At 44.0% G+C, this 26,202-nt stretch carries 14 protein-coding genes; 5 read left to right on the top strand and 9 right to left on the bottom strand.

All coding sequences use genetic code 11. From position 1 onward, the window contains the following. The first annotated feature begins 287 nt into the window (after positions 1 to 287). From PQO05_RS16785 to PQO05_RS16795, 3 genes are read left to right on the top strand one after another with little or no spacing between them, the layout of a single operon-like run. Positions 288 to 7,670 (top strand): Ig-like domain-containing protein, encoded by a 7,383-nt coding sequence (locus PQO05_RS16785; RefSeq protein ID WP_273628580.1) that lies wholly within the window; start codon positions 288 to 290, stop codon positions 7,668 to 7,670. A gap of 2 nt (positions 7,671 to 7,672) precedes the next feature. Beyond that, positions 7,673 to 8,605: a PorP/SprF family type IX secretion system membrane protein gene (locus tag PQO05_RS16790; protein ID WP_273628581.1), complete on the top strand. Its 933-nt coding sequence runs from the start codon at positions 7,673 to 7,675 to the stop codon at positions 8,603 to 8,605. A gap of 9 nt (positions 8,606 to 8,614) precedes the next feature. Then, entirely contained in the window at positions 8,615 to 10,798 is a 2,184-nt protein-coding gene (locus PQO05_RS16795) for an OmpA family protein (RefSeq protein WP_273628582.1), read from the top strand. 51 nt (positions 10,799 to 10,849) lie between these two features. On the opposite strand, the gene PQO05_RS16800 is transcribed toward PQO05_RS16795, so the two are convergent. The 8 genes from PQO05_RS16800 to PQO05_RS16835 all read right to left on the bottom strand — a co-directional run bounded on the left by PQO05_RS16800 (position 10,850) and on the right by PQO05_RS16835 (position 23,540). Further along, positions 10,850 to 13,078, bottom strand: coding sequence for an ATP-binding protein (locus PQO05_RS16800; protein WP_273628583.1), 2,229 nt, complete (start codon positions 13,076 to 13,078; stop codon positions 10,850 to 10,852). Between the two features lie 155 nt (positions 13,079 to 13,233). Continuing rightward, positions 13,234 to 14,640, bottom strand: coding sequence for an efflux transporter outer membrane subunit (locus PQO05_RS16805; protein ID WP_273628584.1), 1,407 nt, complete (start codon positions 14,638 to 14,640; stop codon positions 13,234 to 13,236). Between the two features lie 29 nt (positions 14,641 to 14,669). Next, on the bottom strand, positions 14,670 to 17,846 hold the full coding sequence (locus PQO05_RS16810; protein WP_273628585.1) for an efflux RND transporter permease subunit: 3,177 nt from the start codon (positions 17,844 to 17,846) through the stop codon (positions 14,670 to 14,672). Positions 17,847 to 17,916: 70 nt separating this feature from the next. Beyond that, positions 17,917 to 19,092 carry an efflux RND transporter periplasmic adaptor subunit gene (locus PQO05_RS16815; RefSeq protein WP_273628586.1) on the bottom strand — a complete coding sequence of 392 codons (1,176 nt, stop codon included), beginning with the start codon at positions 19,090 to 19,092 and terminating at the stop codon, positions 17,917 to 17,919. 96 nt (positions 19,093 to 19,188) lie between these two features. After that, positions 19,189 to 19,776 carry a TetR/AcrR family transcriptional regulator gene (locus tag PQO05_RS16820; RefSeq protein ID WP_273628587.1) on the bottom strand — a complete coding sequence of 196 codons (588 nt, stop codon included), beginning with the start codon at positions 19,774 to 19,776 and terminating at the stop codon, positions 19,189 to 19,191. Positions 19,777 to 19,976: 200 nt separating this feature from the next. Then, positions 19,977 to 20,723, bottom strand: a complete 747-nt coding sequence (locus PQO05_RS16825) for a hypothetical protein (RefSeq protein ID WP_273628588.1) — start codon at positions 20,721 to 20,723, stop codon at positions 19,977 to 19,979. Between the two features lie 20 nt (positions 20,724 to 20,743). Further along, a complete protein-coding gene (locus PQO05_RS16830) occupies positions 20,744 to 23,149 on the bottom strand; it encodes a TonB-dependent receptor (protein WP_273628589.1) in 2,406 nt (801 codons plus the stop codon). Positions 23,150 to 23,324: 175 nt separating this feature from the next. Then, the gene (locus PQO05_RS16835) at positions 23,325 to 23,540 is read right to left on the bottom strand and encodes a hypothetical protein (protein ID WP_273628590.1); all 216 of its coding nucleotides are present in this window, start codon (positions 23,538 to 23,540) and stop codon (positions 23,325 to 23,327) included. 141 nt (positions 23,541 to 23,681) lie between these two features. Between PQO05_RS16835 and PQO05_RS16840 the strand changes: the two genes are divergently transcribed. Beyond that, positions 23,682 to 24,572 (top strand): diacylglycerol/lipid kinase family protein, encoded by an 891-nt coding sequence (locus PQO05_RS16840; protein ID WP_273628591.1) that lies wholly within the window; start codon positions 23,682 to 23,684, stop codon positions 24,570 to 24,572. Positions 24,573 to 24,576: 4 nt separating this feature from the next. Then, the gene (locus PQO05_RS16845; protein WP_273628592.1) at positions 24,577 to 25,131 is read left to right on the top strand and encodes a dual specificity protein phosphatase family protein; all 555 of its coding nucleotides are present in this window, start codon (positions 24,577 to 24,579) and stop codon (positions 25,129 to 25,131) included. A 17-nt stretch (positions 25,132 to 25,148) separates the two neighbouring features. On the opposite strand, the gene PQO05_RS16850 is transcribed toward PQO05_RS16845, so the two are convergent. Further along, positions 25,149 to 26,147 (bottom strand): SGNH/GDSL hydrolase family protein, encoded by a 999-nt coding sequence (locus tag PQO05_RS16850; protein ID WP_273628593.1) that lies wholly within the window; start codon positions 26,145 to 26,147, stop codon positions 25,149 to 25,151. Positions 26,148 to 26,202 lie beyond the last annotated feature (55 nt).

Genomic DNA, 26,202 nt, shown 5'->3' on the forward strand with positions numbered 1-26,202 from the left:
AATATTTACCGCCGTTCATTTTGTGCATTTTCAAAAATATTAGTTTACAGTAAATCTAATTGCAAAGTTTTATCGTAAAAGTAAATAAATGCCTATTTTGTGTCTTTTTAAGCGGTAATTATCAGCGATAGTCGGATATTGCACTAATTATATTCTTGATATATAACTGAACTTTACATGTCACAATATCTAAGCCCCGTCTCAACCATTTCTGTCGAAAAATCCAATTCGGCTATTCAATACAAGCAACCCGCATTTGCTATTTATTCACTTGCTTATACAACTGTATGATCAAATTTTTACGTTTTTATTTTCCTGCAATTTTACTCGCGCTAATAGTGCATGTTTCTGCGTTTGCGCAAAACTGTACCATTAACGCCGGTGCCGACCGTACCATTTGCCCCGGTAGTGCATTTGTACTTACCGGTAACGCAACTGGTTTACTTACCCAGCAAGCCACCTGGACGCAGGTTTCAGGCCAACCGGTTACTGTATCGGCAACAACAGTAAATAGCGGTACAGCTATAGCAACAGTTACCGGGTATACAGTTGGGCAAAGTTATACCTTCCGGCTATCGGCTACCTGTACCGATGGTTCACCTGTTTTTGACGATGCCGTGTATACGGTTTCAACTTTAACTGTAGCCAATGCCGGTCCTGATATTAGCTCTTGTCCGGGCCCTAATGCGGTAACCATGGCCGCAAACGCCCCACAAGCAGGCGAAACGGGCGTATGGTCTGTAAGCGGTAATTTGCCTTTACCCAACCCGGTTACATCACCCACAGGTACAATTTCTTTACCGGCTACGGGTAATACCGTTGGCACCTCGGTTTATACCTGGACAATCACCAATAGCTCAGGCAGTTGCTCTTCTTCATCAAGCGTAAGGGTAACCAATCTTGGCGGCGAGCCTATCTCTGTTGTAACCCCGGTTAATGTAAGCTGTTATTCAATAAAGGCTGCTGTTGGCTTACACGCATCATTCGGCGGAAGTGGTAACGGACAAATAGGCACATGGTCGTTCATCAGTGGTCCGAGTACCCCTTCTTTAGGTGACATTCACGACCAGAATATGGGGATCGGAGACCTTATCGGTGGTACTTATGTGATGCGATGGACGGTAACAGGCCCATGTTTTAGCGGTTTTAAGGACGTTACCATTAATGTTTCACCCCCTTCGCAAGATGTTACCAATGCAGGTGGCGAGCCATTTTTTACCTATTGCGATGGCCGTACCAGCACTGCGTTAAACGGTGTGGTACCGCTTTATAAGAATGAGGTAGTGAGCTGGGTTTCGGCTTCCACAAACCCCGGAGGTGTGGTTATTTCAAATCCAACATCACCTACCACCACTATATCGGGTATGGATGGCGCTTCTGCTTATGATTTTGTATATACCATTACTAACACAGTTACCAACTGCTCATCAGTAGCTATTTATCATGTTCGGTACACAACGCCACCTTTTGTTGGCTTCGCTACACCCAACCCATCCTATTTACCATGTAATGCTTCCCAGCTAACCGTACATTATACGGTAGCAGGTGGTAACCGCTCGCAATGGGCTTTGGTAAGCGCCCCTCCGGGTTCACAGCTCGAGGCCAACGCGCATATCAATAGTTTCACCACCGCGGCTGATGATTTTCAGCCGATTGTGGGCATGAACAAGATCGGTACTTATGTAATCAGGTTCAGGCGTTATAGCGATATTGCTACAGGTGGTTGTAATGATGCCTTTGCCGATATTACCATCGTAGTATCAAAAGCACCGTACCAGGCTAATGCCGGTACTTCACAGTTTCTGGCCTGCGGTGTAACATCAGCTTCGCTGGCGGGTAATGCGCCACAGGGTGATGATTCGGGCACAGGGACATGGAGCCAGGTAAGCGGACCAAATACGGCTACTATTGCTGATAAGACTTTAAATACAACCGGTATTTCAAACCTGGTTAGCGGCGTATATACTTTCAGATGGATTGTTACCGGTGGGGGTACCAATTGCGGCGATTCACAATCGGATGTAAAGGTGATTGTAGCCTCTCCTCCAACACATGTGAATGCCGGCCCCGATGTGAGCGTATGTTTTTCAACACCGGTAAAACTAGCTGCCGACCCACCTGCACTGAACGAAAAAGGCACCTGGAGTGTAATTTCTGAAAGCCCTGCTACCCCGGCAAGCACAGTAGTATTCTCTAATGTTAATGACCCTAATGCAATTGTAACCGGTTTACTGGCCAATAAGACTTATACACTGCAATGGAAAATTGAAAATAGCTGCGGTAGTATTACCGATCCTATGGTTATTAATACCAACAGCACTAACGGCCCTAAACAGGCTAATGCAGGCCCCGACCAATGTTTGGGAGCCAGTACCACTATTTTCAACCTGGCAGCCAACGCGCCCGATGCAGGCGAAACCGGGATATGGACATTATTGCCCGGCAGCCCTAACACGCCTGCATTTACCAACACCAGCAGCCAAACGGTTACCGGCGCAACTGTAGGTACTTATAAATTTGAATGGCAGCTAAGCAAAGGCGGTTGCAGCACCACACGTGATACCGTGGTAATAACCATATCACCGGGCACAACGGTAGCAGCAATAAATGGCAGCACAGGTACATCTGCACAGGATATTTGCGGGCTTGGTCCAGTCACCCTAACTTCTACCAACGCAGCATTAGCATCAGGTGAGGTTGGTACATGGACACAAACCGCCGGAGCCGGTGGCGCTGTAATTACATCGCCAAATGGCACATCAACCACTATTACTGGTTTGGGTGAAGGCCGTTATACCTTCAGGTATACCATTACCAACAGCGCCTGCTCAAGTTCATTTGCAGACATCAATCTTAATCTGAGCCAGCCCCCTACCCCTGCTAATGCTTCGGTATCGGGCAATAATCCTATTACGCTTTGCGATGGTACATCAACAGTTTTAGATGCCAATACCATTACTGTAGGCACGGGATTATGGCTGGTACAAAGCGGGCCAAACGCGCCAACATTCAGCAGCCTAAGCGACCCGCATGCTACCGTAAGCGGGCTGGTGTTAGGTACTTACGTACTGACATGGAAATCAACCAATGGTACTATTTGCCCGGCATCAACCTCTAATGTAACTATCACCGTACACCAATCTGCCAATGCAGGTGCAGACCAAGCTTTATGTAACACTTCAACAACGATATTATCCGGTAACGAAGGCAGCGATGGTACGTGGACATTAGTTTCGTCATCACCTGCAGGCGCACCTCCTGTTACGATCACTAAAAATGGTTCATCAACAGGTTTTGGTAACACAGCTATTGTAAGCGGATTGGTACCGAATACCAATTATATATTTAGATACACTATTAATACAGGCTTAGTAGGTGGCAAAGATGCAGGTGGTTGCGGTACATTGACCGATGATATGACGGTAGCCGTGAGCGGCCCGCCATCAACAGCAGATGCAGGCCCGGATCAGCAGATCTGTACCAGCAACACTACGCAGGTAATACTGGATGCAGCCGTTCCTACTGTAGGTACAGGTTCATGGGACGTGATCAGCAGGCCTAACGGCAGCGTACTAACGCTTTCATCAACAACAGACCCTCATGCCGTATTGGCTAATTTAAGTGTTCAGGGTGATTATTTATTGCAGTGGACTGTTACCAATGCCAATTGTACCGGTAACCAATCAAGCAATGATATTGTACGGATCAGTGTTTATAACCCGCCAACCGCTGCTGCTCCAATGACAGATCAGCCTGCGGCTTGTTTGGGTAATATTGTATTATCAGACAATACACCTACCGTGGGTATCGGTACATGGACATTTGTACCAAACGGCCCCGGCGATACCCGCACCCCTGTTATCGATGCACCCAATGTACCTACAACTTCGGTTTCGGGTTTAGTGGTTGATCCTGCAAATCCATATAAATTCAGGTGGACTATTACCAACGGTACTTGTACAGCTTCATCGGCCGATGTAAATATCACAGTAAAGGATAATACACCTGCCACCGCTAATGCGGGTACAGTTGCCAATAGCTGCGCTACAACTGCAGGCGGTACTGCTTCGGTAAACCTTGCTTCAAGCAACACGACCTTAACGGGTAACGATCAGGGTACATGGACCGTTGTAACGCAACCTAATTTTAGTCCGACTGTAACATTTAATAATGTACACAGCGCAACAGCCATAGCCAGCAATTTAAAAGCAGGTGCTTATACCTTAAGATGGACTATTGCCAACAACAGCGCATGTACATCAACAAGCGATGTAAGCTTCACCATATTCGATCCACCATCACAGGCAGATGCAGGCCAGCCTGCGGCTAACTATTGCTTATCTGCCCCGGCAGTATTATCTGCAACAGCCCCAACCGTGGGTACGGGTACATGGACAGTGCTGTCTAAACCAGTTGGCGCAGCCGATCCGGTATTTAGCTCAATAAATGACAACCATGCTTCAGTAACCGGGCTAGTAGCCGGAGTTTATACTTTCAGATGGACAGTTTCTACCGGTCAGTGTACCGATAGTCATGATGATATTGTGATCACGGTAGCCAACTGCGTTATTGATCTTGGTATCACTAATAGCGATGGCAAAACAACTTACACTCCGGGTGGTACCAATACTTACACCGTTGTAGCAAGTAATAACGGCACAAGCGATGCCAATGGCGCAACGGTAACCTTCCCATTCCCAACTGGGGTAACAGGTACCTGGGTGGCCACTTACGCAGGCGGCGCAAGCGGCAGTGCAAGTGGAAATACAGGCATTAATGAGATTGTGAACTTACCGGTTGGTGGTTCGGTTACTTATGTAGTAACTGCCGCAGTTGGCAGTTCCGTAACGGGTAATTTAACTACCACTGCTACCGTGACTGCCCCACCGGGATTAACAGATGCTAACCCTGCTGATAATACCGCGTCTGATACGGATACCCCGGTTAGTCAGGTTGATTTAAGCATTACCAATACCGATGGCAAAGCAACTTACAGCCCAGGCACAACCAATACTTACACCGTTGTTGCTACTAACACAGGTTTAAGTACTGCTACCGGCGCAACAGTAACTTATACCCTGCCTACCGGCATTACCGGAAACTGGACCGCTGTTTATGCAGGCGGCGCAACAGGCGTAGCATCGGGAACTGGTAATATCAATCAAACGGTAACTATCCCACCTAATGGCACAGTTACTTATACAGTAACTGCAGCCATACCTGGTAATTTTACGGGAGATGTTAGCACCACGGCAACGGTTATCGCCCCTGTAGGTTTAGCAGACCCTACCCCTGCCAATAACACGGCGGTTGATACCGATACCCAAAGCAGCCTTGCCGATCTAAGCGTAACCAATAGTGATGGCAAACCAAGCTATACGCCGGGCACCAATAATACTTACAGCATTGTGGTAACCAATATTGGTCCAAGCGATGTAACCGGCGCAACTGTAACCAATAACTTACCAGCCGGTGTAACCGGCACCTGGACTGCCGTTTATACCGGCGGTGCAACAGGTGCAGCATCGGGCACGGGCAATATTGGTCAGCTGGTAAATATGCCTGCGGGTAGTATCGTAACCTATACTTATGTAGTATCAGTACCACCAGACTTTACCGGTGGTAGCATTACCAATACCACCACAGTAGCCACACCTGCTGGTGTAACCGACCCTACACCAGCCAATAATACCGCTACTGATGTTGATACGCAGAATAGCGTTACCGATTTGAAAGTAGTTAAAACGGCCTCAACCTTAACACCTTCTATCGGCACGCAGATTACGTTTACCATTACGGCAAGTAATAACGGACCAAGCGTGGGAAGCAATGTTAACGTGGCTGATTTACTGCCGAGCGGCTTTACTTACGTAAGTGCTACACCATCAACAGGTACCTATAATAATGCAAGCGGCACATGGGCAATCGGGGCATTAGCACATACTATTAATGCAACACTCACAGTAACAGCCAAAGTAAACGCAACAGGCAGCTATACCAATACAGCTACTATTAGCGGTGCCGAAACAGATAGCGACCCTACCAACAACAGCAGCCAGGTAACTGTTACACCTAAACAATTACCGGTAGCTAATAACGATGCAGCAAGTACAGGGTCAAATTCTCCTGTAGCCATCAACTTACTGAATAACGATGTTAGGGGATCAGACAATCTGGTACCAGGCACAGTTACTATTATTACCCCACCACAACACGGTACGGTAACTATCGACCCAACAACCGGTATAGCAACTTACACCCCTAATGCAGGTTATGTTGGAACAGATACCTTTACTTACACCGTGAGCGATGCCAACGGAGGTACATCAAACATCGCGACAGCAACCATCACTGTAAACCAGGCACCAGTTGCTAACAATGATAATGCAGTTACAGCGGTTAATACACCTGTATCCATTAATCTGCCTGTTAATGATGTTAACGGTGGTGCTCCGTTGAATCCTTCTACAGTAGCTATTGTACAACAGCCATTACATGGTACAGTTACGGTTAACCCAACTACAGGCGTAGCTACTTATACCCCTAACCCGGGTTATTTTGGTCAGGATAATTTTACTTATACTATTAAAGATCAAAATGGATCGATATCGAATGTGGCGAATGTTACCATAGCTATCCCGCAAGGGCCAACCGCTGTTGATGATGTTACAACTACCACACCTAATAAACCGGTAGGCATCCCTGTAATTAATAATGATAAAACAGGCAGTGCAGATCTGGATCCGACAACGGTAACTATCATTAGTCAGCCGGCACACGGTACATTGATTGTTGACCCGGTAACCGGTTTGGTAACTTATACACCGAATCAGAATTACGCAGGGCCGGATCAGTTTACTTATACCGTTAAGGACAAAAATGGAGCAGTAAGTAACGTGGCAACGGTTACCATCAATACGAATGATAAACCGGTTATTGGTTTGGCAAAAGCAGTGCAATCTGCCGTTAAAGCCACCAATGGTACTTATGATGTAACTTATGTTTTAACTGTGGGTAACTATGGTATTACCGATTTAAACAACGTGAGTATTAAGGATAACCTGAACGCCACTTTCAGCGGTGAGCAATGGCAGGTTAAGAGTATCAGAACGCTGGGCAGGTTATCGGTTAACAACAGTTTCAACGGAAACAGCAACCCCGAAATGCTGGCATCGGGCAATACGCTATTCATTGGCCAGGTTGAGGAGATTGAACTGGTAGTAAACCTGACTATTTTAACCAACGGAAGTACTTATTTGAACCGGGCTACGGCTACAGGCACATCTATTACGGGTGCAACAACCACCGATCAATCGACCGATGGTTATAAACCTGATGTTGCCGGAACGGGCGATGTGAGTTCATCAATACCTACACCTATTGAGTTGAAACGGCCTAACGAGTTTATCCCGCAGGGTTTCTCCCCTAACGGCGATGGTTCGCACGATACTTTTGTGATTGAAAATGCAAGCGGACGAAAGATCAACCTCGAGGTTTATAACCGCTGGGGTAACCTCGTATACCGCGATACAAATTACAAAAACGACTGGGGAGGCAAGTGTAACCAAGGCATCCACATAGGCGATGATTTGCCTGAAGGCACCTACTACTACATTGTAAAATTTGATAACACAGACCGCTATGTGGGCTATATAACCCTAAACAGATAGTTATGAAGAGCTTGAGAATATTAATTATAGTAATTTTTATAGCGTGCGTGGGGAAACAAGCTATAGCGCAGCAAGAGGCCATGTACTCCCAATATATGTTTAACACCCTGGCTATTAACCCTGCCTATGCGGGTAGCCGGAACGTGACTTCGGCCACGGCATTGTACCGCAGCCAATGGGTTGGTATACAGGGCGCACCAACAACGGCAACCTTTAGCATTGATGCACCGATTGATAATAAAAAGATAGGTTTAGGCTTACAGGTTTTTAACGACCGTTTAGGTATTACCAATACCACGGGCGCTTTCGGTAGCTATGCCTTCCGGATCCCGATGGGTAAGGGTATACTGGCCATGGGCTTACAGGCAGGTGCCAGCCAGTACCGGGCCGATTTTACTTCGGTTAACCTGGGTTCTGATAACACACCCGATCAGGCATTCAGCACCAATGTAAATAAAACACTGGTTGATTTTGGTGTAGGCCTTTACTACAGCACAGATAAGTTTTACCTCGGCTTGTCATCACCACAATTATTGAATAACCAGCTGCACAACTTTACGGTACAGAATAATAACAGTTTCGACGGGCAGGCCATGCATCTTTTCCTGGCTACGGGTTATGTGTTTCCTTTGAATGATGACCTTCACCTGAAACCATCTGTATTGATTAAATATGTAAAGGGTGCCCCTATCGAAGGTGATTTAAATGCTACCTTATGGATCAGGGATATATTAGGGATCGGCGCACAGTACCGTACCGAGGCTGATATTTCGGGAATGGTAGAGTTCCAGGTTTCGCCGCAGATCCGATTAGGTTATTCATACGACCGGAGCACGACCCCGCTGGTGCAATTTAACTCGGGTAGCCACGAGATCATGATCCGTTATGAGTTTGGTTCAACTAAAGGTAAAATCCTGTCTCCACGTTATTTCTAGAGCATTGATATGTTAAAAACGATATACATAACCTTAATTGCACTGCTGCTTTTACCGGCCTTAGTTTTTAGCCAAAAGACTAAGAAGGAAGAAAGCAACCTGATGAAAGCCGCTCGTAAAGAATATCTGGCTTTGAGATATACCCCTGCCATAAAATTACTGGAGCGCGAATTGAAAGATCATCCCGAAGATATTGAAGCGCAGGAAATGATTGCCGATAGCTATCGTAACATTAAGAATTACGATAAGGCTGTTTACTGGTATGCCCAGCTAACCCAGGCGCCAACACTTAAAGCGCAATGGGCTTTATATTATGCCGAAGCATTGGCCAACAAGCAAGACTATGCAGGTTCTGAGCAATGGTATCAGAAATATCTCGAATTGGTAACTAAGGATGACCGTGCCACAGCCTTTACCAAAGCTTACCCTGAGATTGATGCCTTTCTGCGTAACCGTAAAGACTGGACTATCTCCTATCTAAACATCAACACCGCTGCTTCAGAGTATTCGCCTTTGTATTATAAGAAAGGATTGATCTTCAGCAGTAACCGTAAACCGGGAGTCTTGGTAAAAAAGGTTTTCGGCTGGGACCAAACACCATTTAGTGATTTATACGAGGTAAAAAATCGGATGGATATTAAGGCGGTTAATATGGACAGCCTTAGGTATGCGATAAGAAGAGATATCCAGACCAAAGGCAAAAAGTATAAACCTAACGATGACGATACCCCGCCAACAGCCAACGATACACATACGCAGGGTAATTACAACCCCAAGTTTTTAAATGATACTTTGGGCGATTATCTGGCCGCACAAGTTAAAGCCGAACCGGTAATGGGTAATGTAAACACGCCTTACCACGAAGGATCTGCGGCTTTATTGCCCGATGGCTCTTTAATGTTTACCCGTAATAATTATTACAAAGGCAAATATGAAGAGAGTAAGGACGGCATAAATAAGCTAAAAATCTTCACTGCCCAGGCACCAAACTGGGAAAAGATTGTACCGTTTATTTACAACAATGACCAGTATTCGGTTGGGCACCCGGCTTTGAATAAGGCGGGTACGGTGTTGATCTTCGCATCAGACAAACCGGGAGGCTACGGCGGCACTGATCTTTACTATTGCAAACGTGCCACCGTTAACAGTGAGTGGGAACAACCTGTAAACATGGGGCCAGTGATTAATACCGAGGGTAATGAGCTGTTCCCTACCCTGTATAAAGACAGCACGCTTTATTTCTCATCAACCGGTCACCCTGGCTTGGGTGGTTTGGATATATTCCAGGTGACGCTGAGCGATTTGAAACCTTTGCATAATCCTATCAACGTAGGATCGCCGGTTAACTCATCTGTTGATGATTTTGGGTTGATCAGAAGCGATGATGGTAAACATGGCTTTTTCACCAGTAACCGCAAAGGCAGCGATGATATTTATAGCTTCCTACATAAAGAGTTCCAGATTAAACTGCATGGTACCATTGTAGATGCCAAAACCGGAGAGCCAATTTGCTATAGTACCGCGTTAATAAAACCTTATGGACTGAAAGATTTGGAACCTGATATGCCTTGCAGCTTCGGCAGCCTGTTACAGCCAGAAACAGATTATCATATCACGGCTACCAATTACGGTTTCAGTACGGCATCTGTCGACATAAGCACTAAAGGCATACATACCGACACAATCATTAACGTAGTGCTTAAAATTACCGGCGTAAAACGACCTTTTGATACTGACAAAGAAACTGCTTCGCCAGGTTTTAATTGTGATTCGGTAAAAAGAATGCTTACCATCAATAAAATTTATTACGATCTGGATAAGTCATTCATCCGCGCAGATGCACAGGTGCAAATGGCTAAGGTGATTAAACTGATGAATGAGCACCCGGAATTAAAATTACTGATAGCCAGCTATTGTGATAGCCGCGAATCGAAAGCTTACAATATGGCGCTTTCGTTACGCAGGTCCCAAGCAGCAAAAGATTATTTAGTGGCTAATGGCATCGATGCGTCGCGATTGTTCACCGAGCACTTTGGTGAAAATAACCTGGTTACTGATTGCCCGGATGGCGTACCATGTTCGGAAGAGCAGCATCAGTTAAACAGACGATCAGAGTTTTCGATCATAAAAGGTGGAAAGAAAGTGTTAAGCATGGGTTGCGGATGGCTCGAAAATGCATTCGGCAGTAAATAAAATAAAAAGGCCTTAGCATAATGCTAAGGCCTTTTATTTCACATCTGTTAATTACTTAAGTGGTATACTGAAATAGAAGGTAGATCCTTTACCGGGAGTACTTTCTACCCAGATTTCACCCCTATGCTGTCGGATGATTTCAGAACTCAGATATAACCCGATCCCAAAGCCGGAGATGTGGCTGTAATTAGGATTGTTAACGCGGTAGTAACGATCAAAAAGATGTTGTACGTCCTCTGCCTTTACGCCTATCCCTTCATCACGTACCGAAATTTCAACGCCATTGTCTTTAATAAGGCAAGTCACTTCTATATGTGTGCCTTTTTGCGAATACTTAACAGCGTTACTTAATAAATTAGAAATCACAGACCCTATTTTATCCGGATCTGCATTAACAGAAATTGGATTGCAGGGCGATAAGCTAATCAGGTATCCCGGCGAACTGAACTGGGTTTCTGCAATCATATTTTCAATTAATACCTCGAGATTGAAATCGCTTTTATCAAGATGTATCTTGCCCGACTCCAAACGCGATATATTGAGAAAACCATTGATCATCGAGCTCATTTTCCTCACCTGGATATTGGCCTTATCCAACGCACCAGAGATAAAATTATCCTCACTGCTTTTCAACTTAGAATTTAAAACCTGCACAATGGCAGTTAATGAGGTAAGCGGCGTTTTCAGCTCGTGGCTCACCATGCCTATAAAGTCGTTTTTGCGCTGTTCGTCTTTTCGTTGTTCCGTAACATCCTGTAAAACACCACTCAAACGAATAGGTTGTCGCTCGTCATTAAACAACGCTTTACCTTTCGCCCTCACAATTTTAGGGATAGGGTTAAGCGGATTTAAAATAGTATAGTAAGTATCAAAGTCGCCGCCAGATTCATAGGTTAAAGAAGTTTGTATGGCTGCGATTGCCCTTTCCCTATCATTTTCGTCAATTACATCGGTTGCCTTATGCAGTTCAATTTCCTCTTCGGGTTGTAACCCAAACCACGATTTCAGTAAATCATTACCTACAAATCTCCCGGTAACCGGGTTCAGATCAAATGTACCCAGTGATGCTGCATTTATGGCTAATTGCAGTTCGTCCTGGGCAAGGCTTAATTGATTATTAACTTTTGCAAGTTCATTGTTAATGAGTGCATGTTCTTCATTAGCAACCAACAACTCTTCGTTAGTGGCTGCCAATTCTTCATTAGTAGCTGCAAGCTCCTCATTTAAGGCAGATACATCGTCAGTTGTTTCCTGTAGTTTTTGCCTGGCAATAGCAACATCGGTAACATCGGCAGCTGTATTCATCACGCCGTAAATCTCGCCGGATTTACCAACAAGGGCTGTAAAATTATAATTAAAATAGGAAGTTTTTGTCTCGCCATCAACTACCAGATCTAAACGCTGGTTACGTGCAACAAAAGGTTCGCCTGTAGTAAAAACATGATCCAGTTGCGTAAACACTGCCTGGTTATCCAGCTCGGGTAAAATATCAGCATATAATTTGCCAATTACATCATACCCCTTGCCCCAAACATCAAGTATAGATTTATTGGCCAAAACCACCCGCATCTCTTTACCAATATAAACCCCTATCGGGAATGGTGCAGCCTCAACTATACTGCGTGTTTTCGATTCACTGTCTGCCAGTTCTTCCAGCAACTGTTGCAAATTTTCGCGGCTCTCAAATAGTTCTTCATTAGTAGTAGCCAACTCTTCATTAGCTGAAGCCATCTCTTCATTCATATTACGAAATGCATCTTCGCTTTTCTGAAATTCTTTTAATGAGTTCACTCTTTCGGTTGTCTCTACGCAAACCACCAGTATCCCACCGATAATACCATCAACACTTTTAATTGGACTGTACGAAAAATCGAAATAGCATTCTTCTATATAGCCATTTCTATTAAGCGGCACCATAAACTCAGGAAAGCCATGTGTTTTACCCTGCATTACATCGGCAAACATGGGGCCAATGGTTTCCCATATTTCGGCATAAGTATCTTTGGCGCTGCCTCCTAAAGCTTGGGGATGTTTACCTTCTCCATTAATAGGCCTAAAGGCATCATTATATATCTGTATAAAATCATCGCCCCAACATATTAGTACGGGGAAGGCGTTGGTTAACAACATGCTGGTCATATTTTTTAACTCTACCGGCCATTGTTCGGGCGGCCCAAGGCTTGTTTTGCTCCAGTCAAACTTCCGGATCATTTCCCCCATTGAGCCGCCACCGGCTAAAAATGGTTGATTATTGTAAAGATTAGAATCGTTGTTTGACATGTAGTTTTTTTACTATCGTGATAAAACGGCAAAACTAACATATTGTTTAGCAGTATAACAACGAAAGTATACCTGATGCGAGCACGCATAAAAAAGAGACAGATCCGTTACCAGACCTGCCCCTAAATCAAATTGAATTAATCACGGCTCTCTCACTATTTCCATCCGCCGCCTAAGGCGCGGTAAAGGTTAACTGCAGCTTGCAACTGCTGCAACTTATCATTTACCCCACTGATCTGCGCGGCCAGTAAACTTTGTTCTGATGTTAATACATCGGTATAATTTGTTGCCGAACTGTAGCGTAACAGTTCTTTAGTATAATCAACAGATTTCTCTAATGCAGCCAGCTGCATTTTCCGGGTTTCTTGTTTCGATACCGCGTTTTGGTAAGAATACAGCGCATTTGAAACCTCCTGACCAGCAGTTAAAATGGTTTGCTGAAAAGTATTAAAGGCCTCTAACTGTTGCGCCTGCGCAATACGGTAACGTGCTTTGTTTTGCCCCTGGTTAAAGATGGGCTGGGTAAGACCGCCAATCAGGTTGTAGAAGATCGAGTTATCAAACAGGTTTTTCAGCTGTAATGATGACAATCCTCCCTCAGCAGTAATCGTCAACTTCGGATAAAAATACGAATGCGCCACATTGGTATTCTCAAACGCCGATCGGAACGCAAACTCAGAAGCTTGAACATCCGGGCGGTTACGCAATAGTTGGGTTGATAAGCCATCTTTTAAATCTATAACGGATTGTTGTTCGCCAAGTGTGGTACGTTTGATTGGTCCGGGAGCGCGGGCCAGTAAAATACATAAAGCATTTTCGGTTTCGCGGATACTTTGCTTCAGGTCTGGGATCTGTACTTCTGCAGCGTAACGGTTAGCCTCACTTTGCACTACGGCAGCCCCGTTTACTACAGCTCCTTCTTTCAATTCTTTCATCGTCTCCACATCAACTATCCGGTTTTTAACCGTTTGTTGAGTTATGACCAATTGCTGATCGAGCGACAATAAACTGTAATAGTTATTCGCAATATCTGCAATCAGCTGCGTTTGCACGGCACGCTTAGAGGCATCGCTTTGCAAAAAGTTAGCCAGGGCCTGGCGTTTCAAACTGGTTAGCTGCCCCCAAATGTTTAACTCCCAGCTTGCAGTCAATGAAGCTTGGTAAGTAGTGGTATTTAAATTGATACCGATACCTGCCGGGAAATTCAGCGATGATTGCGAAGTTTTAGCCTGCGTAACCTGTACCCCTGCATCCAGTGTTGGAAAATAAGCCAACTTAGCCGAGCGTAAGGTAGCCTGAGATTCTGAGATCTTTAGGATAGCGGTACGCAGATCAAGGTTATTATTTAAACCTTCCTGTATCAGGTTTTGCAAAACGGTATCGGCAAACAGCGTTTTCCAGGGCAGATCGGCCATTGAAGTGGTATCTGTGGTTGTACTATCGCGATACAGGTTACTGGCCTTTACATCGGGGCGCTTGTATTTTTTAGATACGTTGCACGAAGCCGCGATCATTCCCCCGGCAAAAACGAGGGCGATATATTTATAATATTTTGTTGTCATTTTATGAAATGCTTAATAATCAATCGTGCTTATGCGTGTGCAACTTCTTCCTCATCTTCTTCTTCAACATCATCAACCACCGGGATAAATTTCGGTGTGCCGCTAATGCGCTCTTGCAGACTTTGGAAAATGATGAACAGAACCGGGATCACGAACAAACCGAACAGGGTACCGATTAACATACCTCCTACTGCACCTGTACCGATAGAACGGTTACCCACGGCGCCCGCACCAGATGCAACCATCAGCGGAACAAGCCCGAGGATAAAGGCGAACGAGGTCATCAAGATTGGCCTTAAACGTGCGGTTGCACCTTCAACAGCGGCCTCTACAATACTTAAGCCATGTCGGCGACGCGCTACAGCAAACTCCACGATCAGAATCGCGTTTTTAGCCAAAAGACCGATGAGCATAATGAGTGTGATCTGCAAGTAAATGTTATTCTCAACCCCAAAGATCTTAGCGAAGATGAACGCTCCGGCCAAACCGATAGGCAATGAAAGCAATACCGCAAATGGCAGAATATAACTTTCGTACTGCGCACTCAGCAGGAAATAGACGAAGATCAGACACAACATAAAGATGAAGATGGTCTGGCTTCCGCTCGATAATTCCTCGCGGGTTAAGCCCGAGTACTCGTAGCTATAACCAACAGGTAAAGTCTGCGCAGCTACCTGTTCAATAGCCTTAATGGCATCTCCCGAGCTGTAGCCTGGCTTAGGTGAACCTTGTATCGCAATAGAAGTAAACAAGTTGAAACGGTTAATAGCTTCAGGGCCATAAACTCTTTTAAGCGTAACATACTCAGAAATTGGCGACATTACATTGTTGGTATTGCGCACGTAGATCTTGTTTAGACTTTCCGGCGTACCGCGGTATTGTGCATCAGCCTGGATCATTACGCGGTATTGTTTACCAAACTCGTTAAAGTTTGAGGCATATAAACCACCATAATACCCTTGTAACGTGCCCAACACGGTACTTACAGAAACGTTCGCATCTTTACATTTAGCTACGTTAACATCAACCTGGTATTGCGGGAAATTAATATTGAATGATGTTGCCGCATATTGAATTTCAGGGCGTTGATTTAGCGCCGCTACAAACTTGTTGCTTACCGCAGCAAACTTGCTGATATCGCCACCGGTTTTATCCTGTAGCTGAAACTCGAAACCGTTACTGTTACCAAAACCTTGCAGCGTCGGCGGCGCAAAGAATAATACCTGGGCTGTTTTGATGCCCGATGTCATCCCGAAAAGTTTACCAGTTAGGCTTGTCAAATCCTGACCTTTTTCTTTACGCTGATCCCATGGTTTTAGCTTGATAACGATCATGGCGTACGAGCCACCTGCACCGGCAATAAAGTTTTGACCGGTAATTTGCAGCGTCATTTCAACCTCGGGTAGTTTGTGGATAATGGCATCCACCTCTTTAGCCACAACCGCACCACGCTCGAGCGAAGCACCGGCCGGCAAGCTGATGTTGGCGAATAATACACCTTGATCCTCATTTGGTACGAAACCGGTTGGTGTAGTTTTTAACAAGAACCAGAATAGGCCTGCAAACGCTACAATACCCAAACCAGCCAGCCATTTACGACCGATCAGGAAGTTTACAGAGCGTTTGTACTTACCTGTAACCGACTCGAACGAGGTGTTAAAGGCATTGTAAAAACGTTGCAGAAAAGTGGTTTTATGATGCTGATCTTCATTATGCGGTTTCAATAACAGGGCACAAAGCGCAGGGCTTAAAGTCAAGGCGTTTATCGCAGAAATAACAATCGCGATAGCCAGTGTTAAACCAAACTGTTTGTAAAATACCCCTGCCGAACCTGTGATAAATGATACCGGTACAAACACCGCCGCCATTACCAAAGTAATAGAAATAATCGCCCCGCTGATATCATCCATGGCACGAATAGTTGCTTTTCGGGCCGATTTGTAACCATGATCCAATTTGGCGTGCACGGCTTCCACCACCACAATGGCATCATCCACCACAATACCTATCGCCAGTACCATTGCAAATAGCGTAAGCAGGTTGATGGTAAAACCAAACAAGTTGAGGAAGAAGAATGTACCCACAATAGCCACAGGCACCGCAATGGCCGGGATTAATGTCGACCTGAAATCCTGTAAGAAGATAAACACCACGATGAACACCAGAATAAAGGCTTCGATCAATGTGTGGATCACTTTTTCAATCGAGGCATCCAAAAAGTCGTTCGCATTCAATAACGACGAATAATGTACGCCCGGAGGGAATGATTTTGACGAAGCCTCGATGGTAGTCTCCAGCTGCTTAATCAACTCATGCGCGTTTGATCCCGCTGTTTGATTGATAGCCACACCGATAGATGCATTGCCGTTGGTGAGCGTATTACTGGAGTAGCTTAATGAACCCAGTTCAATACGGGCAATATCTTTCAGCCTTAATATTTGTCCGTTACCTGTTGATTTGATTACAATGTTCTCAAACTCGGCAGGCGTTTTTAATCGGCCTTTATATTTAATAGTGTACTGGAAAGATTGGTCGCTGTTTTCGCCAAATTTACCCGGTGCGGCTTCCACGTTTTGTTCGGCAAGCGCGTTGTTTACATCATCGGGGATTAAGCCATAAGTAGCCATCGCATCTGGCTTTAACCAAATACGCATCGAGTAATCTTTGGAACCGAATACGCTGGCATCACCCACACCGCTGATCCGTTTAATCTGTGGCAATAAGTTGATGTTGGCATAATTCTGTAAGAAAGTTTGGTCGAATGATTTGTTCTCGCTGTATAAGGAGAAGATCATCACCATACTGCTCTGACGTTTTGCAGTGGTAACACCGGCCTTGGTAACTTCGGCAGGTAGCAAGCTGGTGGCTTTCGATACCCTGTTCTGCACGTTTACCGCAGCCAGATCGGGGTCGGTACCCAGTTTAAAATATACGGTAATGGTGGCGGTACCATCATTACTGGCGGTGGATGTCATGTAAGTCATGTTCTCTACACCGTTTATCTGCTCTTCCAGCGGTACAATAACGCTGTTCATTACCACATCGGCATTCGCACCCTGGTACGAAGTTGATACCTGTACGGTTGGCGGGGCAATTTCGGGGTATTGAGAGATAGGTAACGAGGTTAAACCCAGTATACCCAATATTACAATGATGACCGATATTACGGTAGATAGTACCGGCCGTTCTATAAATTTGCGTAACATAATATTTGTTTATGTTGAATATTTTGAGGACGAATGCCACGCGGCACCCATCCGGTTAAGAAAGCCTGGGTTATTTGTTAATGTCCTGGTAAACCTTGCTGGCATCCATTTCTTCGGGCTTAACTGTGGCCGAATCTTTTAGGGAGCTGTTACCATCGTATACAATTTTATCACCGGCTTTTAGTCCGCTGGTTACTACGTAAAACTGACCGACGGTAAGGTCCATCACCTCAATCTCGGTACTCTTAACTAAGCCTTTGGCATCAACCAGGTAAACAAAATGCTTACCCTGCAACTCGTAAGCGGAACGTTGCGGAATCAGGATACCATCTTTAATTACCTGCGGGATGCGTACGCTTGCACTGCTTCCACTACGCAATAACCCAACCGGATTAGGGAACGATGCACGGAAACTGGCCGAGCCTGTTTCGGTATTAATTAAACCGGCGATGGTTTCTACACGGCCTTTTTCGGGGTAGGTTGAACCATCTGACAGGATCAATGTTACCGCCGGGGTATTAGCCAGTTTTTCGTTAAGTGTGCTGCCTTTAATGGTACGCGAGAAATCAAGCAGTTGCTTTTCGTTAAGTGAGAAGTAGGCATATACTTTACCGATGTTTGATACTGTTGTTAACGGGCTGGTATTGGTGCTGCTTACCAAACTACCTGTTTTATAAGGCAGAGTGCCAATTACACCATCAACCGGGCTGGTTATGGTTGTATAGCCCAGATTTACTTTAGCTGTATTGTAAGTTGCTTTGGCTTGTGCAAGGGCAGCTTTACGTGCAGTCAAAGTATATTCTGCCGACTCTAATTCGTAATGGCTGATGATATCCTTCTCAACCAGTGGCTTGGTTTTATTTACCGCCAACTGCGCCGCACTAACATCCGCCTCGGCACTGCTGATAGCTGCAGCAGAGTTATTTAAATCTTGCTGGTATTGCGGCGCGCTGATGCGGAACAATAGCTGGCCTTTTTTAACTACCGAACCTTCATCTACATAGATTTTATCCACAAAGCCATCCACTTTAGGGCGGATCTCGATATTTTGTTCACCCTGCATAGTGGCGGGATAGTCGCTGTTTAATGTAGCCGATTCTGGAGTTATTGTAAATACCTGGTAGCTTGCAGGTGGTTGTGGCCCACCCATACCAGCAGCCGCACCCTGCTTTTGGCCACCGCCACATGACGATAAAACGAGTATAGCCATGGCTGATAATATGCCCGGGAAGATAGCTTTCTTCATTTTTATTAGTTGGAAATTCATATTAGTTTGTGTGTGTTGATGTTTGTATTTGAAGTTTTAGTTTGACATTATTGTCAATTTTAGAGTAAAAAAATATTAATTGAGCAGCATTTCGATTATCATTTTCTTTCTGCTATTCATTAGCTTATCATATTGTGGATCAGATATTTCGAACACAATTTTAAACAACGGACGGGTTAATAAAGGATAAGCTAATAGCGCAAACAGATTAATTAAAAAATTAACCGGTTTCATTTTTTTTACTACTCCTAAATCCATCTGTATTTGTATTTCTTTCAGAAATTTTTCCAAAACCGGTGAACGTTGTTTATGCGGAATATCAAAACCTAATGAATTGATCTCGCTGATCATGAAGGCTTCCTGATAAGGATAAGCGGTAAATTGCGTGTAAAACAGTTCGATAAAGTTTTCTATTTTTTTTTGAAAAGGAATGTCCGATACCAACACCTCATCCATGCGGCGGCCCATATCATACATCGATTCATCAAAAACTTGTTTAAACAATGCCTCTTTTGATCGGAAATAATAATTAACCAATGTACGTGTTACACCCGCAGCATCGGCAATATCCTGCGTGGTGGCATTCATTCTGCCTTCGGCAAAAAATATGCGTTTAGCAGTGTCTTTTATTAACTGTTCGGCTCCTGTGTCTCTTGTGGCCATTTTTTTTACCGTTTAGTTTGACGCTTTCGTCAATACAAATGAACGTATATTAATCCATTTTCAATGTCAGGAAACTCTCATCTTTGGTTATGATGCAGGAATAATAGACCAACACCCGGTTTTACCCGACGAACCGAATGATTATACCATAATTAAAATCAAAAGGCCTTAGTAATAACTAAAGCCTTTTGATTTATAGGTTACTCAAATTTCAAGCAGTAATTACACCGGTATCTTGTATCGGCAAAGGCTGTCCCCAAATAGGTCCCGGCTGTTTTATCAATCCAATCCTGGCGGATGATGTATAAGCCTTTTATAGTGGGTACAAAAGTAGCTTCCCCATGCTCATCCAAAGTCAGTTCCTTTTCCCAGTTATCAGGGTTAAAGACCCGAAGTTTTGTTCCGGATGCAGCTGGCGAACCATTATTGTATGTCTTTATAATCACCTTCCTCCCTTCATAATGGGTAATAATATCAAGTTGCTGAGTTGGCTTGTCCAACAACGTACCATTACCAACCGTATAATCGGCACACAGATAATCAACCGGTTTTTCATTGATACCGCCTGACTTTGAACGATCAACCACGGGGTGTTTATCATTTATACCTGCAATGTGGTAGATACCATTCGCCCTCGGTAAAAAACTTCCTTCCCAGCAATCTTTTTTAGGGTGTAATTGAATTTCTTCGCGATTACCATCACTCAGTGTTACAAAGAATTTGAAATCACCGGTTAGCTTCAGTTCTTTACCTGTATCGCGCTGGCGCACACCATAATCATCAATGCTACCGTAACATACCTGGATGGTTACAGCCTCGTTTACCTTTCCAGAGCCTGAAACTTCTAACCAGTATGCACTTGCGCTCGCATTTAACGAAAACATTGTGAACATTAATAGAAATGCAATACAGGTTGCAATGGTGATCGTCACACGTTTGTTCATCATTCAGAATTAAATGGTTCTAATTAGAATTTAAGCGCTAAGCTACCAATAAAGGTAGCTGGTGCTTGCGGCGTTAAACGCTCTGACCAAGCTTTTTCGCTCGTCAGGTTATCAACCTTGAAACCAATACGGTATCTCGGCTGATCGTAAAATAACGAAGCATCGAGCATGGTATAAGCCGGAATGATCAATTTTGATGTTTGCGTGTTGGTTTGATATGATTTGCTGCCATAATCACCGCCAAATCCAATTCCTAAACCTTTTAAATCGCCAGCCAGCATGCGGTAACTTGCCCAGAAATTAACAGTAGTACCGGGGCCAGATAGTGCAGGTCTTAAACCCTGTACCGATGGATCGCCTTTTGTGAATTTAATATCGTTATAAGCGTAACCAGCCACAAGGTTTAATCCCGGAAATGGGTTAGCTGTTAAGTCTACCTCTAAGCCCTTGCTGCGTTGTGTGCCATCCTGGATCTGGTAATTAGCATCGGTGGGGTCGGTACGTAATACATCGGCGACATTGATGTTGTATAAGCTAATGGTTCCAACCAATTTATGGTCGAGCACATCGCCTTTAACACCAAATTCAACCTGGTTACCATGTTCCGGTTTAAAGATACTACCGTCTTTAGCAGTACCGCTGTGATTGAAGAAACCATTGAGGTAATTACCAAAAAACGATAGATGATCTTTAACAGGCTCGTAAACTAAACCCATTTTAGGCGATAATGCGGTTTGACCGAATGGCCCAGCTTGTGAACCGCTTGTACCTATACCACCACCGGTTACACCGGTAGTAATGTTATAATTACCCAGGTACTGGTAGTGATCAACCCTTAAACTAACCATGGCATTTAACTGATCTGTAATGTTGAACACATCAGATGCATAAGCCGAATATGTGTTATCCCTATTGGTCTCTTTTCTTAAAGTACCGCTGGTAGTTAATGAATCGACCCTGAATTTGTTTACCACATATTTAGGTGATGGTTTAATAAAGTTAACTGTAGATGTATTAACAGTTACACGATCAAAATCATTGTAATTACCATAATAATCTAAACCGGCTACGATCCTGTTACGGAAATGGCCGATCTTAAAATCGCCGATAAAGTTCTGTTGTACATCTGTAGCAGTAAAAGAGGTAGATCCCACAATAACCTGCGGCCTGATCAAAGAATCCTTAGCGCCTGGTTTTGGGGTACCGGTGTTTTTAATCCCGGTAAGTGCAGTAATATAACCGTTGATGTTTGATCTGGCGCGTGAAATGATGGTTTGTGAAGTCCAGTTACCAGAGATCTTATAATTAAGCTGTGCAAAGATGTTTACCATTTGCGTTTGGTACGGTAAATCATTACTCAGGAAAGTTTTTTTGTAAGGAAACTCTGTATCCAAAATAGTTTGTGTTTTGTTGCTGCCTGCATAAGGGTTAAAACGTACCACAGAGGTTGCTTTAGCCTGGCCAAATTCTACATCGAGCAATAAGGATAAACGATCTGTTATCTGGTACGAGAAACTTGGCGCAAGGCTTAAAGTATTGCTAAAACTCTGATCCTGGAAGCTTTTCTGATACGTTGTAGCGCCATTTAATCTAAACAAGGCTGTTCTATCAGCATTAACAGGTGTATTTATATCCAGTGTTAAGCGGTTTAAGTTCCAGCTACCTCCATAATAGGCAACTTCGCCGCCAAAACCGTTATAAGGTTTTTTAGTGACCCGGTTAACAAAACCACCATAACTGCTGGAAACGCTATTACCAAATAAAGTAGCAGAAGGGCCTTTAAGGGCTTCTATACGCTCAAGATTGGCTGGATCGATTACCGAGAAAGCTGTACCAGCAACGCCGTTTCGGCCGTTAGGTTCAACCTCAAAACCTCTGGAGTGAAAAGTAACACGGCCCTGGTTGGCTACGGTAGGGATACCAGCGCCGGGAATGTCTTTACCCACGCTACCCAGATCAACCACCATTTGCTCCTGGATAAGTTCTTTAGAAACCGAGTTATAAACCTGCGGGTTTTCTAAGTTCTTTAAAGGCAGTTTCGCAATATAAACGCTTTCCTTCTTCGAAAACTTATTGGTATTACCGGTTACGGTTACCTCTTGCAGGGCGCTGATGTTTTCTTTAGTAAATTGGTAATTGGCAGTTGTAGCCTGGCCGGCAACAACAGTTACCTGTAAATCTTGCTCGGCCGCGCCTAGCACCTGAATTTTTAACTGGTAAGTACCTGGCTGTAAGTTTCTGAGTGCATAGTTGCCATGCTCGTCAGACAATGTTGTTTTTGCCAGTTGTACAATAGATACCGATGCGGATGCAAACGGCTGGCCGCTTACCATTGTAATTTTACCGGTAACATCGCCGGTTGTTTGTGCATAGGTAGATGTAGCGCAGAAAAGTATGGCTAATAAAAGCAGAGCGTATCGTTTAATCATAGTTTTAATTTTCTGCAAATGTATTTATTTAGACTAATTATAAACAACAGAAATCAAAAAAAGATATACCAAAAAAGAGAGGGCAAAACCATCTGTTGGCTTTGCCCTCTTTAGCAAATGTTTTTAAAGTAACATAACCTATCGGCTAATTAGCCCGGTTTATGTTCGTTAGGTATTATTCGTCGTCATCTTCCAGAAGCGGCTGTTCGTTCAGCTCTTCATCTGCAGGGTCTTCGATATCTGCGTCTTCATCTTCCAGATCGTAGTCCTCGTCAGTATCATCATCTGCAAGTTCATCAGTTTCATTGTCGTCATCCGGCTCAGGATCAGACACAGCTAAAAATGATCCATTTTCCAGCAGATCAGTGGTTTCAAAATTTTCTGTTTTCATGGCATTTGTTTTATGTGAGTTACAAGATGGTAAATGCTTATAAAGACAACGTTACGCTTTCATGAATTTTAATCTGCACTAAAATTAATTTACAATTTCAGAAGCAATAGCCCCATATCATTGTTATCAACCAAAGTAAAAATGAAACAACACCAACGTATATACCTAATCATCAATCCGGGCGCCGGGCAGGATGAGCCGATAATGGAAATGATTGACCGGATATTTCATGACAGCGGGAGACAGCCGATCACAGTGCATGTACTTGAAGAAGGTGAACAAGCAGCTGATCTGATACGAAAGGTGTTGCCCGAAACCGACCTTGTGGCTGTTTATGGTGGTGATGGCAGTGTAACTGAAGCTGCCGCTGCGCTCATTGGCACCGGCATACCGCTGGCTATTATCCCGGGCGGCACGGCCAATGTGTTGGCCAAAGAACTGGGCATACCACAGGATACGGAAACTGCATTAAGATTAATTCAACAAAATCAATATCAATTAAAAACAATTGACACCGGGCTGGTTAATAACCGGTCTTTTTTACTCAGGGTGAACCTTGGTGTTATGGCTGAAATGATTACGGAAACCGACCCCGATCTCAAAGACAAAATAGGGCAACTGGCTTATGGTGTTGCCACGATCAAAAGTATCTATGAAGCCGAGCCTGTCTCCTATCAATTAAATATAGATGGGGAAACGGTTAATGCTAACGGGGTATCTTTAACAGTTACCAATTCGGGCAGTATGGGTATAGGCGACTTGCAACTAAGCCCCGACATCCATATAAATGATGGCCTGCTGGATGTTGTTTTGCTGAAAGATACCGGCGTGCTCTCTATCCTTAAGGCAGCAGGTAGTGCTTTATTCGGCCATGAAACGGATGCAGTGAGCCATTGGGCCTGCCGGGAAGTAACCATTACCATGCCTGAAGAACAATTGTATTTGTGTGATGATTGTGAGGATAAAGCCACGAGCCTGCATATTAAAGTAGTGCCGGCTTCTTTATCTGTTGTTTTACCTCTAAACTCCTGAAAATATGCTGGCTAAAATCAAAAGCCTTTTTACGCTGATCATAATTTTTATGCAAAAGGTGTGGGATAATATTTATCGCCTATTTAATGGCATCCCAACACTAAAACGCAGCCAGATAACCGCCAACCTATTCCTTGGCAGCCAATATACTTTGGCTGGTCTTCAAAAACTAAAGTCACTTGGTATAACCGCTATTATTAATATGCGGATGCATCCCGTTTACCAGGAATCTCAATATGAAGGTTTTAAATACCTGCACCTGCCCACTTTAGATAATACGCCCCCAGATTTAGATATATTGATCCGCGGTGCTGAATTTGCCGGTAATGAAATTAAGAATGGCGGCAAGGTGTATGTGCATTGCCGCCAGGGTTTAGGACGCGGCCCTACTATGGCCATCGCCTATTTGATTAGCACAGGATTAACTTTTGAAGATGCCTTTGCCCTGGTTAAAAAAGTGAGGACCTTCATCAACCCGCGCCCCGGCCAGATAGAACGGTTAAAAGAACTGGAAAAATATTATCAAACGCACCCCACTACCAGCGTGTTGCCTTCCTGACTCGCTACTGATTCTACTTACAAATAAGGCGCAAGTACCTCAGCTAATTTATTGCCTGCTTTTACCTGGCCGCTTACACTTGGATGTGCACCATCGTTATAATCATCGGTATTAACAGTTATCCAGCCCTTGGTATCAATAAAGTGTATCTTTTTGTCTCCTGCCGCAATTTGTGCATTTACTGCCGCGAGCGTAGGTGTCTCTTTTAGCCCCAGAAATGTCCGCATTACTAAAATTTGGGCATCTAAAAACTTAGTCCTTATATCTTTTAAAAATTTAATATAACGCTCTCTAAAAAGGCTGTCGGGTATTTTATTGGCATTATCATTTGTACCTAAATTAATTACGATAACCCGGGGCGTGTATCTCTTAAAATCCCAATCTTCGGGGGTAACTGTTTTGGCACCTTTTAATTTAAAATATTGAACTTCCATCCCTACCCCTTTTACGCCATCAACCAGGCAAATACCGGGGAATGCGATCTGGGTGTGCTCGACACCTGATTTCTCGGCAGCAATCCATCCATAGTCTGACACATTGACTTGCGCATCGGTGTAACCAGCTGTAATAGAATCGCCAATATATTCTACTAATATTTTTGATACAGGAAGCTCGCTTGTCCGGGCCTTATCATCGAATAAAAATCCCTTAAAGCTAAACTCGTAATCATAATCCTTACCCTGTGCAACAGTAATGGTATGGGTTGTATTAGTTAAGGGTGTGGGACTAAGGTTAACGGTATCGCCCACGTTAAGGAAACTAATCCATGGGCCGTTATCTATTTTGGCGAAGAAGTTTGTTTTGTGGCCTGTCCTTAATTTAACGGTAGTACCTGTAAAGTTTACTTTGATATAGGCACCTCCCCAGTAACTAAAATATTCGGACGAATTACTAAAATCCCAGCGGCCAATATATTTGATATGCTTGTCTTGCAATGAGCCTGGTGCTGCGGCAATTGCTTTGGCAGATACCAGTACGAGCAGAATAATTATCGTTTTTAAAATGGAGTTGATCATATAATAGCTTTAGTTTTTCACTAAATAAACCGATAACAATAATTAAACTTTAATA

It is taken from the genome of Mucilaginibacter jinjuensis, from assembly GCF_028596025.1.
Lineage (GTDB): Bacteria > Bacteroidota > Bacteroidia > Sphingobacteriales > Sphingobacteriaceae > Mucilaginibacter > Mucilaginibacter jinjuensis.